The organism is Algoriphagus formosus (assembly GCF_002807035.1).
Lineage (GTDB): Bacteria > Bacteroidota > Bacteroidia > Cytophagales > Cyclobacteriaceae > Algoriphagus > Algoriphagus formosus.
The window spans coordinates 1,023,107-1,037,640 of record NZ_NIUC01000002.1; the positions used below are offsets into that span (position 1 = coordinate 1,023,107).

General features: G+C 43.9%; 11 protein-coding genes. 5 read left to right on the forward strand and 6 right to left on the reverse strand.

From position 1 onward, the window contains the following. Window positions 1-65: 65 nt before the first annotated feature. Window positions 66-1,544, forward strand: coding sequence for an IMP dehydrogenase (gene guaB, locus CDH51_RS10625; RefSeq protein WP_100628554.1), 1,479 nt, complete (start codon window positions 66-68; stop codon window positions 1,542-1,544). Window positions 1,545-1,638: 94 nt separating this feature from the next. Here guaB and secDF read toward each other — a convergent pair whose 3' ends face one another. The 4 genes from secDF to CDH51_RS10645 all read right to left on the reverse strand — a co-directional run bounded on the left by secDF (window position 1,639) and on the right by CDH51_RS10645 (window position 6,317). Next, entirely contained in the window at window positions 1,639-4,602 is a 2,964-nt protein-coding gene (gene secDF, locus CDH51_RS10630; RefSeq protein ID WP_100628555.1) for a protein translocase subunit SecDF, read from the reverse strand. A 94-nt stretch (window positions 4,603-4,696) separates the two neighbouring features. After that, window positions 4,697-5,044: a hypothetical protein gene (locus tag CDH51_RS10635; RefSeq protein ID WP_100628556.1), complete on the reverse strand. Its 348-nt coding sequence runs from the start codon at window positions 5,042-5,044 to the stop codon at window positions 4,697-4,699. Window positions 5,045-5,096: 52 nt separating this feature from the next. Beyond that, entirely contained in the window at window positions 5,097-5,714 is a 618-nt protein-coding gene (locus tag CDH51_RS10640) for a uridine kinase family protein (protein ID WP_100628557.1), read from the reverse strand. 21 nt (window positions 5,715-5,735) lie between these two features. Next, window positions 5,736-6,317 carry a non-canonical purine NTP diphosphatase gene (locus tag CDH51_RS10645; RefSeq protein WP_100628558.1) on the reverse strand — a complete coding sequence of 194 codons (582 nt, stop codon included), beginning with the start codon at window positions 6,315-6,317 and terminating at the stop codon, window positions 5,736-5,738. A 234-nt stretch (window positions 6,318-6,551) separates the two neighbouring features. Here CDH51_RS10645 and CDH51_RS10650 point away from each other — a divergent pair, with 234 nt between their 5' ends. Continuing rightward, a complete protein-coding gene (locus CDH51_RS10650) occupies window positions 6,552-7,115 on the forward strand; it encodes an LOG family protein (RefSeq protein ID WP_100628559.1) in 564 nt (187 codons plus the stop codon). Window positions 7,116-7,240: 125 nt separating this feature from the next. Further along, window positions 7,241-7,744 (forward strand): hypothetical protein, encoded by a 504-nt coding sequence (locus tag CDH51_RS10655; protein ID WP_100629416.1) that lies wholly within the window; start codon window positions 7,241-7,243, stop codon window positions 7,742-7,744. A gap of 12 nt (window positions 7,745-7,756) precedes the next feature. On the opposite strand, the gene CDH51_RS10660 is transcribed toward CDH51_RS10655, so the two are convergent. After that, window positions 7,757-8,146 (reverse strand): DUF2237 family protein, encoded by a 390-nt coding sequence (locus CDH51_RS10660; RefSeq protein ID WP_100628560.1) that lies wholly within the window; start codon window positions 8,144-8,146, stop codon window positions 7,757-7,759. A 168-nt stretch (window positions 8,147-8,314) separates the two neighbouring features. On the opposite strand from CDH51_RS10660, the gene ppsA reads away from it, so the two are divergent. Together ppsA and CDH51_RS10670 are read left to right on the forward strand one after the other, a co-directional pair. Continuing rightward, a complete protein-coding gene (gene ppsA / locus CDH51_RS10665; RefSeq protein ID WP_100628561.1) occupies window positions 8,315-10,687 on the forward strand; it encodes a phosphoenolpyruvate synthase in 2,373 nt (790 codons plus the stop codon). A gap of 446 nt (window positions 10,688-11,133) precedes the next feature. Continuing rightward, a complete protein-coding gene (locus tag CDH51_RS10670; protein WP_100628562.1) occupies window positions 11,134-13,047 on the forward strand; it encodes a CocE/NonD family hydrolase in 1,914 nt (637 codons plus the stop codon). 46 nt (window positions 13,048-13,093) lie between these two features. Here CDH51_RS10670 and gndA read toward each other — a convergent pair whose 3' ends face one another. Further along, complete coding sequence (gene gndA, locus CDH51_RS10675; protein WP_100628563.1) at window positions 13,094-14,509, reverse strand: NADP-dependent phosphogluconate dehydrogenase; 1,416 nt, start codon at window positions 14,507-14,509, stop codon at window positions 13,094-13,096. Window positions 14,510-14,534 lie beyond the last annotated feature (25 nt).

The following is a 14,534-nucleotide window of genomic DNA, read 5'->3' on the forward strand; positions in this document are numbered from 1 at the left end:
TTCCGCATGAGAAATTGTTTGTACCTTTGACGGGCAAATAGGGTTACCTCAAACCAATATTTGCTATGAATCGAAATTCCGATAAATTCCTCTTCGAAGCCCTCACCTATGATGATGTGCTTCTAGTACCAGGATACTCCGAAGTTCTCCCCCGAGAAACCGACACTTCTACCTGGCTCACCAAAAAAATCCGACTGAACATTCCTCTTGTATCCGCAGCGATGGATACCGTAACTGAGGCCGAACTTGCCATTGCTATCGCTTTGGAAGGAGGTTTGGGGTTCATTCACAAAAACATGTCCATCGAGAAGCAAGCAGCTCAAGTCCGAAAGGTAAAACGCTCGCAAGCGGGGATGATTTTGGACCCAATCACTTTGAATATTGATGCTAAGGTCCGTGATGCAGAATCTATCATGCGCGAATACCACATTGGTGGTATTCCGGTCGTTGATCAAAATCGAGTTCTGAAAGGAATCATCACCAACCGTGATCTTCGCTTTATCAAGGACCCAAATCTCCCGATCAAGCAAATCATGACGATCGAGAATCTAATCACCGCCAAATCTGGTGTATCCCTAGAGCAGGCTGAGGAGATTCTCCAGGAGTACAAAATCGAAAAACTACCGATCGTCGATGAAGATAATAAATTGACAGGTTTGATCACCTACAAGGATATTCTGAAGCGAAAGGATAAGCCTCATGCCTGTAAGGATGAATATGGCAGACTACGTGTAGGTGCGGCTGTGGGTGTGACCGCAGACATCGTAAGTAGGGTAGAGGCTTTGGTGCAAGCAGGTGTAGACGTGGTGTCTATCGATACTGCTCATGGACACTCCAAGGGCGTAATCGAAACTTGTAAAAAAATCAAAACAGCATTTCCTGACTTAGAGGTCATCGTTGGAAATATTGCTACTCCCGAAGCGGCAATAGCTTTGGCGGATGCTGGAGCTGATGCAGTAAAGGTCGGAGTAGGTCCAGGTTCGATTTGTACCACACGAATCATTGCCGGAGTTGGAGTGCCTCAGCTTTCAGCAGTATTCGAATGCTCACAAGCTTTAAAGGAAAGAGGAGTACCCGTAATTGCGGATGGGGGTATTCGATATTCAGGCGACTTGGTAAAAGCTGTCGCAGCTGGAGGTAGTTCTATCATGATCGGCTCCCTACTTGCTGGTACCGAAGAAGCACCTGGTGAAATGATCATTTTCGAAGGAAGAAAATTCAAGTCCTATCGTGGAATGGGTTCATTGGAAGCCATGGAGTCTGGCTCCAAAGATCGTTACTTCCAGGATGCAGAAGACAATATCAAAAAGCTAGTGCCTGAGGGCATCGTAGGCCGTGTACCATACAAAGGCTTGGTAGCAGAGGTCCTTTACCAACTCGTAGGTGGACTACAAGCAGGTATGGGATACTGTGGTACCAAAACAATCGAAGACTTACAGAAAAATGGCAAGTTTGTGAAAATCACCGCTGCAGGTGTGAAAGAGTCGCATCCTCACGATGTGAGTGTGACTAGAGAAGCTCCAAACTACAGCTTAAAATCATAATTTTAACAATCCATTATCCTTTTCAAATTTTTGGAAAGGGCATAAAAAAACCCGGCTTAGTGGCCGGGTTTTTTGCATTTATTGGTTATGCTAATTAAGCTACTTTTTTCGCTTCTTTTTCTTTATCCAACTCTTTCTTCATCAAGTCTACTACAATCGGAGTAGCGATGTATACAGAGGAATAAGTACCTACTAGAATACCGATGAACAAGGCGAAAGAGAATCCTCTCAAAACTTCTCCACCGAAGATCAATAGAACTATTACCACGATCAAAGTTGTGAATGAAGTGATCAAAGTTCTACCCAAGGTAAGGTTGATCGCTTCATTGAAGATATTCACCAGTTTACCGGTTCCTCTTAGCTCGATATTTTCACGAATACGGTCAAAAACGATCACCGTATCGTTGATCGAGTAACCGATCACCGTCAATATCGCAGCGATAAATACTTGATCGATCTCAAAGGTCGCTCCCAAGGCAGTAGCAATTGCAAATGCTGCAATCACAAATAGGGTATCGTGAACCAAAGCAGCAATAGATGCCAAGGAGAATTGCCACTTTCGGAATCGTACCAAAATGTAAAGGAAGATAGCAATCAAGGCTACGATCATAGCTTCAGCAGAGGAAGTCTTAATATCGTCTGCTACAGTCGCCCCCACTTTCGAGGATCCAGTAATTGCGAATTGGCCAGTTCCTAGGTTTTCAGCATTATCTGTGAAAGAGAAGCCTGTGACTGTGGCAATTCCTTCTTTTACCTTTTCTTCTACCTGACGGTTGGACTCGTCATCATCCTCGTTGATCAGATAGGAAGTGGTAACTTTCAAGACATTATTTGCACCATACGTTTTAACCTCTACGGAGCCATCAAATTCGCCATCCAGTCCTACTTTCAATTCAGAAGGAACTACCGGCTCTTCAAAAGCAACGATATAAGATCGACCACCGGTAAAGTCAACACCAAACTTCAACCCGTTCACAGCGGCGATAGCCAAACCAACAATGATGATTCCAGATGAAATCAAATATGCGGTCTTTCGCTTGCTTAAGAAATCGAAGTTCAAGCCAGTCAATGCATTTTTGGCAAATGGCGTTGCGAAGCTGATTGAGCTCTTTTCTCCTTTTTTGCTCATCCAGTGAACAATCACTCGAGTGATAAATACCGCCGAGAAGAAGGACGAAGCAATACCGATCATCAATACGATGGCAAAGCCTTTTACTGGACCTTGTCCCAAAGCGTAAAGAATGGCACCAGTCAAGAATGTCGTCACATTGGAGTCCAAGATGGCAGAGAAAGCTTTGTTATAACCTGCGTTGATTGAAGCAAGTAGACCTGCTCCATTTCGAAGTTCCTCCTTGATTCGCTCAAAGATGAGTACGTTCGCATCAATGGACATACCGATAGTCAATACGATACCGGCGATACCAGGCAAGGTCAAAGCTGCTCCCAACTGAGCAAGGATTCCTAGAATGAAGAAGATGTTGAATACCAATGCCGCGATAGCAACCAATCCACCTTTGGAATAGTAGGCCACCATGAAAAGGACAACTAAGACAAGACCTGCCACCATGGAAATGATACCTTGGCCTTGAGCTTCTTTACCCAATGTTGGACCAATGATGCTTTCTTCCACAATTTGAGTTGGCGCAGGAAGTGAACCTGACTTCAGAATATTTGCCAAATCCTGTGCTTCCTGCAGGGTGAAAGATCCTGAAATTTCAGACTGACCTGTAGGAATTTCGCCATTTACTACCGGTGCTGTGTACACATAGTCATCCAAAACTACTGCAATACGACGACCTATATTTGCACCGGTAAGTGATCTCCACTTTCTGGCACCTTCTGCATTCATTTGCATGGACACAGCAGGACGGGAAGTCTGATCAAGCACCTGACGAGCGTCGGTTACCACATCACCTTCTAGAGGCGCTTGGTCTGCTCCTCGAGGAGCTCTGATGGCATAAAGCTCAAGAATCTCCAAATCTGTACCTTCTGGTACAAATGGCTTCACACCCCAAAGCAATTTAATGTCTCTTGGAAGTAGTGATTTGTAATCTGGGTTTTTAAGGATTCGATTGATGATAATAGTATCACGAACCTGATAAGCAAGACCATAATTCGGCTGAATTAGGCTGTAGATCGGAGAAACGTCATTGGAAGGATTCATTGGATCGATCTCCGCCAACTGCTTTTCAAGCGCATTTCGAAGAGAATCTTCCTCTGTCATATTCTCTGTAGATACCGTGTCTTCGTCGCTAGTATCTGCATTTTGATTATCAGCTACCCAAGCAGCGTTGATCGCGTCAAGGGAACCGCCTAGTTCGTTTACTTCAGCTACTTCCCAAAACTGCAATTTCGCTACTCCTTGAAGTAGGTTTCTTACACGCTCCTGGTTATCTACACCTGGAAGCTCTACTTGAATACGACCAGTTCCTTGAATTCGCTGAATGTTTGGCTGAGAAGTACCAAATCGGTCAATTCGCGTACGAAGAATGTTGAAAGATCTTTCGATTGCGTTTTCAACTTCTGTGTCGATGATCTCTAGAATTTCTGCATCAGATGACTCAAGGGAAATACGGCCACGATTGGCAGCAGTCGCAAAAATGCTGCTTAGCTGACGTCCTGGGTTGTTACTTTGCCATGCGGAATAGAATAGATCCACATACTTTTCAGTAGAGGTTTTAGCAACTTCGCGAGCTTCATCAACAGCCTGATTGAATCCAGGATCTTTGGGATTTCCTGCAAGACCCTTTACAATTTCCACTGGGGAAACTTCCAAGGTTACGTGCATTCCTCCTTGAAGGTCTAGACCTAGACCCAATTCAGTTTCTTTGATTTCTTGATAGGTAAAATCTGCCCCTAAGAAGTTGTACACCGGCTCTCTCCAGATAGAGTCTAGGTAGGATCTTCTTTTGGCAAAATCTACGTTGCCATCTGCTTCGACGGCATATTCAGTGGCTTGTTTTTGAATACCACTTGATACAAATGTGAATGACAGATAATACAGACACAAGCCTGTGATCACCACTGTCAAAAACACAATGACTCCTTTGTTTTGCATTGGATTATAGAATTAATTATTGATTTCTTAAATAGAATAAGGATGCATAGACCAATAAGTCATGCATGGAAATTGGCAAGAAAAAGAAGGAAAACTAGGGCCCGAGCGTGGAAATAATCCGCTCAAAAAGTATCTCAACCAGCTGATTGGATGGAGCAAAGGAAGCCAATTCAATCGTAAATGACCTTGGCTCGAAGCTGATAATGTCATAAATAAAGTATAAGGCCGTCTGGGTCAATTGCACCGCAAAAGGGACCACAGCATCTACTGCCATGGAGATGACAGCCTGCTCACTTCCATCCTCTGTGGATTGATGCTCAATCTTATTGATTTCGGGATGAGTGACGTATTCTAATGAGGAGACAAAAAAGCACAGCAATAGTGCCAAGGCCAATGTGAACCTTCGCTGCCATAGAATGTTATTTTGTGCTTTTTGCTTCATGCTGCGCAAATATAGAGAATATTTACAATGTAAAAGCCCTTTCCTGAGAGTTTTAGCTTGATTTCGCTTTGAGGTAAGCCCGAATGACCTCCAAACCCTTATCAAAGTTCAAATTGTTCGGAATGATCAAATCAGCGTCATTTTTGAAAGGCTTGATGTACTTTTCATAGGTTGGCATCACGTGCATTTCATACCGATAAAGGACATCGTCCAGATCATATCCTCGCTCTACTTTGTCACGGATGATTCTGCGCTTGAGCTTGATGTGATCCTTGGCATCGATAAATATTTTCAGATCGAGCAAGTCCGAAAGCTCAGGATAGTACAATACGAATATTCCCTCTACCACGATGACCGGTGCAGGATGAAAGGTGAGCATCGCCGGTTTTTTAGCGGCATTATTAAAAGTGTACTCTTCTCTATGAATTGTCTCTCCTGCTTGAATCCTGCGAATATCAGCCGCATAGGCTTCGAAGTCTATGCTTTGGGGGGTATCAAAATTATGTATCCCTTGGGCATCGATTGGCTGCAAATGCCTTGGTTTATAGTAGTTGTCCTGCGAGATCAAACAAACCTCTCCTGGATCAAAACTTCCTAAAAGTCTTTCCAAAAAAAGTGTCTTACCTGAGGCAGAACCTCCTGTGATTCCTACTATAAATGGCCGTCCCATGTGCTGAATTTTGCCACAAGTTTAAAAATTTTTACTCGTTAAAAATTGAACTAATGCATGAACCTCCTTTCCACGGTGAGAAATGCGGTTTTTTTCTTCCATATCAAGCTCTGCAAAGGTCCGATTCATTCCTTCCGGCACAAAAATAGGATCATACCCGAATCCCTTTTCGCCTCTTCGTTCTTCGATAATCTTCCCCTTAGCTACCCCTTCAAAAGCATATTCATCCTCACCCAAAATCAAAGCGATCACAGTTCGAAACTGAGCTTCTCTATTGCTTATTCCACTAAGATTTTTCAACAAAAGGTCCACATTCCTTTCATCCGATCGAGGCTCACCTGCATAGCGACCGGAGTAGACTCCTGGTTCACCTTGAAGAGCTGCCACTTCCAAACCTGTGTCATCCGCAAAGCAATCTACGCCATACTTCTCCTTGACATATCGAGCTTTTTGGAACGCATTGTGATCAAGCGTATTTCCAGTCTCTGGAAGCTCTTCCTCACAACCAATTTCTTTGAGCGAAACTATCTCTATGGACTTGGGAAGAGCTGCCCTGACCTCTTCTATTTTCTTCGAGTTGTTGGTGGCAAAGCAAATTTTCATGTGTTTATAATTTGTTTTTCAGCGGCCATAACCTGTCCCGAACTGTAGTTCGGGATGGAATGCCCTACCCTGATATATCGGGGTATTCCCCTGTGTTAGGAGCCATTCATATGGGCATTTCATATCCAAAAGTACAGAATATTCCTAAGACGAATTATCGGTTTTTAAGCGGTTTTTTTATTGTCATTACTTTTCGAAGAACTAACTTCGGACAGTTTTTTAAATCTCCTACTTATGAAAAAAATCACGGTCTATTGCGGCTCAAAAAAAGGCAATTCCTCTGTTTTCGAATCAGCTGCAAGAGCACTTGCTCAAGAGATGATCAATCGAGACCTATCCTTGGTCTATGGAGCTGGTCGGGTAGGGCTCATGGGGGTGATTGCAGATGAAATGCTGGCAGGAGGCAAAGAGGTGTTGGGCATTATCCCACAAAAACTGGTAGACCGGGAAGTAGCACACTCAGGATGTACAGAGCTAGTCATCGTCGAGACCATGCGCGACCGAAAATGGCTAATGGCGGAGCGAGGTGATGCTTTTATTGCCATGCCGGGTGGAATCGGGACTTTAGAGGAACTGTTTGAAATTATGACATTGAATCAATTGCACTATATTCAGAAACCCCTCGCACTTTATAATGTCAACGGCTATTATGACATGCTCATCGAATTTCTAAATCATGCAATGAAAGAGGGCTTTTTATACCCCGAGCAGGAAGAACTTTTGATCATTTCTGATGACCCTGTGGAGCTTTTGGATCAAATGCAAGCCTACCAAGCCAGAAGACCGGCTGACTGGTAAAAGACAGTTTTTCAAAAAGAATTATTTTTTGATTTGAAATAATATTTGGATAATTCTCGTTCTGCATCAAAAGAATTTTATCCAGAATTGGATTTTTTCTATTTTTGCCAGAGTTCGAACTGAAAATGATTCAAAAACTTTTCCCATTAGACAAAAATTATATCCTTAGACAAGCGCAATTTGCGCTAGAAGAGGAACTTTTGGATCAAATGGTATACGAACTAAAGCGGTCTTACACTTACCTCTACAATCCACTCAAACTCATGGACAGCACCTATGCCGTGATTTTAGACGGGTTTGAGTTTCCTACCGATCGCATTCGAATGATCTATCGGCAGCTTTGTGGCGTTTATCGCTATCAACAACAAGACAATCAGCTAGAGCTGCTATTTGACGGCAAATCGCATTTTGACAAGTTTAAGGAAGAGTGGGAGGCTGCGTTTATCTCGATGATTCGTCAATTGGGTCAACATGAGCAATACGTCAAAACTATGCTTCGGATGACCCTATTGTTTGATACAGAATCTCGTGCCGAATGGGCCGAAAACCACTGCAAAGCCTTTATCAATCAACACTTTGGAATTCGCGTGGTGAAGAGACATGGCGAATTGGTCCTAAAAGTTAGCTAGGCTGTAAGTCCTTTACTTTTTACTGAAAGCAAACTTTACCAGCACATCCAAGGGTACAAAATCCAAGCTTCGCTCATGGGTTGCCTCCAACACCACTTCCGGAGCTACTCCTGCTTCATAGGCTTCCTTCCAGCGGAGCACACACAAGCACCAGCGATCTCTAGGTTTTAGACCGGGAAAAAGATATTCAGGCCTTGGTGTAATCAGGTCGTTTCCCTGCTTCCTGGAAAAATCTAAAAATTCCTCAGTTACAATCGCGCAGACTGTATGAGTCCCATGATCAGTCTGTCCCGTACTGCAGCAACCATCTCTGAAAAATCCCGTCAAAGGGTCCATGCTGCAGGGGATCAATTTTTCCCCAAAGACATTTTTATCCGCTTCTTTCTGAAAGTTTTCCTGCATGATTTCAATTGTGAATATTAGAATATAACTGCGTTTGAAACAATCAGTTTACTGCTTTTCGCTACTCAATTGATTTTCTGGAATCAATATTAGGAAAAGGCCTGATTTTTATCAGCTAAAACGGAGCTATTCTTTCCTATTTTTAAGTATCAATAACGAGCAAATAGGATGGCAGATTTGATAGTATCATTTCGGGAGATCGGAATGGAAGACGTGGCAACAGTGGGAGGAAAAAATGCCTCTCTCGGTGAGATGTTTCAAAAGTTGATTCCTCTGAAAATCAATATACCAGATGGTTTTGCAGTGACAGCAGATGCCTACCGGCTTTTTGTGCAGCACAATCAAATCGGCGAAGCTATCCAAGACCATCTAAAGCAGTTGGATCTGAAGGACTTTTCCAACCTCAATTCAGTTTCTAGCTCTATCAAAAAGCTTTTTCTCAAAAGCACTTTTCCCTATGAATTGATCGAGGAAATCGAAGGAGCTTACCGGAAGCTTTGCGAAGCAAATGGGCGCGAAGTAGATGTAGCGGTCCGGAGTAGTGCTACAGCGGAGGATCTTCCGGGAGCGAGTTTTGCCGGATTACATGAATCTTTCTTGAATATTCAGGGAGAAAAAAAGCTCTTAGAAACCGTCCGATCCTGTTTTGCTTCGCTCTACAATGCCCGCGCGATCAAGTATCGCCATGACAGGGGCTTTGACAAACACGAAATTGCGCTCTCGGTAGGTGTGCAATTGATGGTGAGGGCTGACTTGGCTTGTAGTGGGGTTACTTTTTCCATTGACCCTGAATCGGGATTTTCTAATGCTGTTTTGATTACAGGCTGCTGGGGTTTGGGAGAAAATATCGTGCAAGGAGCGGTGATTCCCGATGAGTATTTGGTGTTCAAACCTTCTTTGGAAAAGGGTAAAAAGTCTATTATTTCCAAAAGATTGGGTCCCAAGACCAAAACCATGATCTATGAAAAAAAGGGAGGAGTAGTCAATCTGGACACACCCAAGGAAAAGCAGGAAGCTTTTGTACTTGATGAAAAAGAAATCGAAACACTAGGGAAATGGGCGGTGCAGATCGAAAAGCATTACCAAATGCCCATGGATATCGAATGGGCTAAGGATGGAAATTCCGATGAGCTTTTTATCGTGCAAGCGCGACCGGAAACTGTACATGCTGACAAGGACCCATACGTACTGAAAGAGTATTCGTTGACGCAAAAAGGAGAGCTTCTAAGTTCCGGCTATGCCATCGGTAACGGAATCACAGCCGGCAAAGTCAAAATCCTTCACTCTCCCACTGAGGCGGATCTGCTGGAAAAAGGGGATATTCTTCTCACCGAAATCACCAATCCTGATTGGGATCCGGTAATGAAAAAGGCCGGAGCCATTATTACAACCAAGGGCGGTAGAACCAGCCATGCAGCCATTGTGGCGCGGGAAGTGGGGGCGCTGGCAATCGTGGGTGCAGAAGGAGCTCTGGAAAAGCTCAAAAATGGAGACTTGGTCACAGTAGACAATTCCTCCGGAAAAATCGGAAAAGTCTATGCCGGCAAACTGAAGTGGAAAACTCAGGAGCACAATTTCAAAGGCCTTAAACTTCCCAAAACCCAGCCCATGTTTATCCTTGCCGACCCTGAAAAGGCTTTCAACCTCTCCTTTTTCCCAAATCAAGGAGTAGGATTGATGCGAATGGAATTTGTCGTCAACGGAAGCATCAAGGTGCATCCCATGGCTTTGGTGCATTTTGATGAGTTGGAAGATCCAGAAGAAAAAGCCCAAATCGAAACGCTCTGCAAGGGCTATTCTGACAAGCAAGAATATTTTGTGGATAATCTGTCTCAGGCTGTAGGGACGATAGCCGCCGCCTTCTATCCCAAGGATGTGATTTTGCGTATGAGTGATTTCAAAACCAACGAGTATGCCCATCTTTTGGGAGGTGGTCAATTTGAAACTGGGGAAGAAAACCCCATGCTAGGCTTCCGTGGAGCCTCCCGGTACGATCACGAGCGATATAGGGAAGGTTTCGCTTTGGAATGTCAAGCCGTCAAGCGGGTCAGAGAGGACATGGGATTAGAAAATCTCAAAGTGATGATTCCCTTCTGCCGCACACCGGAGGAGGGCAAGAAAGTGATTACTCTAATGAAAAAGCTAGGCTTGGAGCAGGGGAAAAATGGACTCGAGATCTACGTGATGGCCGAAATTCCCTCCAATGTGATCCTGGCTGAAGAGTTTGCCCAAATCTTCGATGGCTTTTCCATCGGTTCCAATGACCTGACCCAACTTACATTAGGCGTGGATCGGGATTCGGAGGTCTTGAGCGATCTGTTTGATGAAAACAACCCTGCCGTAAAATGGATGATTGCAGAGGTGATTCGTAAGGCCAAAGCTGCTGGCAAGAAAATCGGGCTCTGCGGTCAGGCACCGAGCGACAATCCTGCTTTTGCTCAATTCCTGATCGAAGAAGGAATAGATAGTATTTCCTTTAATTCGGATGCATTACTGAAAGGAATTGAGAATATGATTGAGGCGGAAGGAAGAGGGAAATAGGGAAGCTGGAAGACAGCAGCAAGTAAGTCGGGGAGTTAGAAAGTTAATCCAAAACCTTTGAAGCATTAGTCCATGTGATCCAACAATATCCCATCCTTTTCAATGGCACATAAATGAATGGATAGGAAGTCTTTCTTCAAAAAAACTTTAATTTCACAAGTATGAAAACGAGCCTGCCTAAACAGACAGGGTTTCCATCCCGAACTACGGTTCGGGACAGGTTACGACCATTGAAAAACAAAAAATAAACACATGAAATCGAGTATGATGTAGCCAACACTTACATATATGACTATAAAGCATGCGAGATTCAATGTGGCCGTTAAAGAAAAAAATTATAAACACATGAAATCGACACGATTAAAATCATCATTAAACACACAGGGAAATGATGATTTTAATCGTCAAAGATTCCATCTGAACAATAAAAATCAAAAAATAAACAGATGAAACAAACCTTATCTACTTTCCTTCTTTTCTTCCTGCTAGTCACAGGGAGTTTGTTTGCGCAAGTGGCTGACTCCACCTATATCAAAGAAAACTATGATAAAATGGAGGTTCAGATTCCGATGCGTGATGGCGTTAAACTGTTTACTTCCATTTATATCCCAAAGGATAAATCAAAGACCTATCCCTTTTTGATGCAACGTACATGCTACAGCGTGGCTCCTTACGGAGAAAGCAATTACAAGACTAGCCTAGGCCCAAGTAGCTACCTGATGCGAGATGGGTATATTTTTGTTTACCAGGATGTGCGGGGCCGATGGATGTCTGAAGGGGAATTTACTAACATGACTCCCAACATTCCGGGAAATGATGTCAATAACAAGATGGCGGTGGATGAATCATCCGACACTTTTGATACGATAGAATGGCTATTGGAGAATATCGCTGGGCATAATGGAAGAGTCGGTCAATGGGGGATTTCTTATCCAGGATTTTACACGGCAGCAGGGCTACCAGATGCCCACCCGGCCTTAAAAGCTTCTTCACCTCAAGCTCCGATTGCAGACTTTTTCTTTGATGACTTCCATCACAATGGCGCTTTTCTTCAAAGCTACACCGCTGCCATGCCGGTTTTTGGTTACCAGCATGATGGTCCTACGAGCTCTCCATGGTATATGGACAAACTTGCTCGGTTTATGAGTCAGCCGATCAGTGATGGCTATGATTTCAATCTCCGTTTGGGACCTTTGAAAAATATCACCGAGAAATACCAATACGATAATTTCTTTTGGCAGGAAATCACCGAGCATCCCAACTATGATGAATTTTGGCAAAAAAGAGCCATTCTACCACATTTGAATGATATCGACCATGCTGTCATGACTGTGGGTGGATGGTTTGATGCGGAAGATCTTTATGGGCCTTTGAATATTTATAAAACCATCGAAAGAACGAGCCCTTCGGCTGAAAACATGCTTGTCATGGGTCCCTGGGCTCACGGACAATGGTCTCGCCCTGAAACTGGTCAGACCACGCACGGCCATATTTACTTCGGCGATAGCATCAATACTTTCTACCAAAGAGAAGTGGAGCGCAGGTTTTTTAACCACCACTTAAAAGGAGGCGACAATCCGAAACTCCCTGAAGCTCTTATGTACGATACCGGCAAAAAGGAATGGAGAGAATTTGACGCTTGGCCACCAAAAGAAATCGAACCAGCTAAACTTTATTTTGGAGAACGAGGGCAATTATCCGTCAACAAACCCCTAGATGAAGAAGCGGTGTTTGAATATATCAGTGACCCTGCAAAGCCCGTACAATACACTTCCAACACAGAGAGTCTCGTTTTTACACCAAGGCTTTTTATGAGTGATGACCAGCGGGAAGCAGGACGCAGACCCGATGTGCTTACTTTTGAGACAGACGTATTGACCGAAGATGTCACCCTAGCAGGTGAAATCATGGCCCGATTGAAAGTATCCATGACTGGAACTGATGCTGACTTCATCGTAAAACTTATCGATGTCTATCCTCAGGATCATCCAAATTATGATCATAATCCCAAGAATGTAATCATGGGAGGATATCAGCAGCTCGTACGATCAGAAGTGATGCGGGGTCGATTCCGAAATAGTTTCGAGAATCCCGAGCCATTCGAACCAAACAAGCCAACCGATGTGGATTTCCGACTTCAGGATCTGCTTCACACCTTCAAAAAAGGCCACCGAATCATGATCCAAATCCACAGCACTTGGTTCCCTTATATCGATCGCAACCCACAGAAATATGTGGACAATATTTATGAGGCATCGGAAGAAGACTTTATCAAGTCAACCATCCGGGTGTATGGCTCATCGGTAATTGAGATAGGTGGTAATCAAACCTTGGGAACCCAGTTGGAACCCAAAAAGTAAAAAGCTACGAATCGCTTCAGTGATTTTTAAAAAAATGGGGGGAGGATTAATTCTTCCCCCATTCTGTATGGAAAATACCTTCTCGATCGGTGCGTTCGTAGGTATGCGAACCAAAGTGATCGCGTTGCGCCTGAATCAAATTTAGTGGCAACCTACCCGTAGTCAAGGCATCAAAATAACTGATGGAAGTCAACAAGCCAGGCATGGCTATTCCCCTTTCCAGAGCTTGACTTGCCACCCTTCTAACTGCAGGAAGTGCTCCATTCACCTTATCCACAAAACTTGGAGAAAGCAAAAGATTTTCAAGTTTTGGATTTTGGCCGAAGGCTTCTGCAATATCTGCAAGCATCCCTGCACGAATGATGCAGCCGGCACGCCAGATTTTAGCAATTTGAGAAAGATCCAGCTCGTAGCCATATTCCTTGGAGGCCTCTGCAAGCTGATGCAAACCTTGAGCATAAGAAATGACGAAGGAGAAATATAATGCCTTTTCTGCCTGCTCAATTAATTCTTCTTTTGGCAAAGTAGGAAGCTTAGGACGATCGTAAAGTGAATCGGCATCGACTCGCAAGGATTTCAAAGCCGATATCTCCCGCATACTGACAGCCATATCGATCGTAGGAACTGGAATTCCTAGATCCATGGCGTTCTGGGAGGTCCATTTGCCGGTCCCTTTCTGTTTTGCTTTATCCAAAATCATATCCACCAAGCGACCTGAACCCAAATCATCCTCCTGAAGGAAAATCTCAGCAGTAATTTCTACCAAAAAGGACTGTAAACGACCTTTATTCCAGCTATCAAATACTTGATGGAGCTCGTCATTGTTCAAACCAGCAGCTCGATGTAGCAGGTCATAAACCTCAGAAGTCAATTGCATCATGGCGTATTCGATGCCGTTGTGAACCATTTTGACATAGTTACCAGCTGACTTGGGCCCCAAATATGCCACGCAAGGTTCACCCTGATACTTGGCTGCTACCGCTTCAAAGATCGGGCGCACATGTTCGTAGGCTTCCTTATTTCCACCCGGCATGATACTAGGTCCCTTTCTGGCCCCTTTGGCACCACCTGAAACTCCCGAACCAAAGAAATGAATGCCCTTTTGGCTCAAATATGCATCCCGCCGATCTGTATCCGAAAAGAAAGAATTCCCTCCGTCAATGATAATATCACCCTTATCGAGGTGCGGAAGTAAGTCTTCAATGACTTGATCCACAATTTTCCCAGCTGGTACAAGCAGCATGATTTTGCGAGGACTTGTAAGTGATTGGCAAAAAGTAGGAAGATCCTGAGTTGCATCAACACGAGATCGATCACCTCCTTCTTCCCGGAGAGCCTCCACTTTTTCAGCATCAAGATCATAGCCGAAAGCTGAAAAGCCATTGTCTTTTACATTCAAAATAAAATTCCGCCCCATCACCCCGAGGCCGATCAATCCAAAATCATATTGCGTTTCTTGCATGTTTTGCGCTGTTCTAAAATTCAAT

Excerpts from the sequence above, each read along its gene's own strand:
- guaB (WP_100628554.1), top strand. The coding sequence starts at position 66 with ATGAATCGAAATTCCGATAAATTCCTCTTCGAAGCCCTCACCTATGAT.
- secDF (WP_100628555.1), bottom strand. The coding sequence starts at position 4,602 with ATGCAAAACAAAGGAGTCATTGTGTTTTTGACAGTGGTGATCACAGGC.
- CDH51_RS10635 (WP_100628556.1), bottom strand. The coding sequence starts at position 5,044 with ATGAAGCAAAAAGCACAAAATAACATTCTATGGCAGCGAAGGTTCACA.
- CDH51_RS10640 (WP_100628557.1), bottom strand. The coding sequence starts at position 5,714 with ATGGGACGGCCATTTATAGTAGGAATCACAGGAGGTTCTGCCTCAGGT.
- CDH51_RS10645 (WP_100628558.1), bottom strand. The coding sequence starts at position 6,317 with ATGAAAATTTGCTTTGCCACCAACAACTCGAAGAAAATAGAAGAGGTC.
- CDH51_RS10650 (WP_100628559.1), top strand. The coding sequence starts at position 6,552 with ATGAAAAAAATCACGGTCTATTGCGGCTCAAAAAAAGGCAATTCCTCT.
- CDH51_RS10655 (WP_100629416.1), top strand. The coding sequence starts at position 7,241 with ATGATTCAAAAACTTTTCCCATTAGACAAAAATTATATCCTTAGACAA.
- CDH51_RS10660 (WP_100628560.1), bottom strand. The coding sequence starts at position 8,146 with ATGCAGGAAAACTTTCAGAAAGAAGCGGATAAAAATGTCTTTGGGGAA.
- ppsA (WP_100628561.1), top strand. The coding sequence starts at position 8,315 with ATGGCAGATTTGATAGTATCATTTCGGGAGATCGGAATGGAAGACGTG.
- CDH51_RS10670 (WP_100628562.1), top strand. The coding sequence starts at position 11,134 with ATGAAACAAACCTTATCTACTTTCCTTCTTTTCTTCCTGCTAGTCACA.
- gndA (WP_100628563.1), bottom strand. The coding sequence starts at position 14,509 with ATGCAAGAAACGCAATATGATTTTGGATTGATCGGCCTCGGGGTGATG.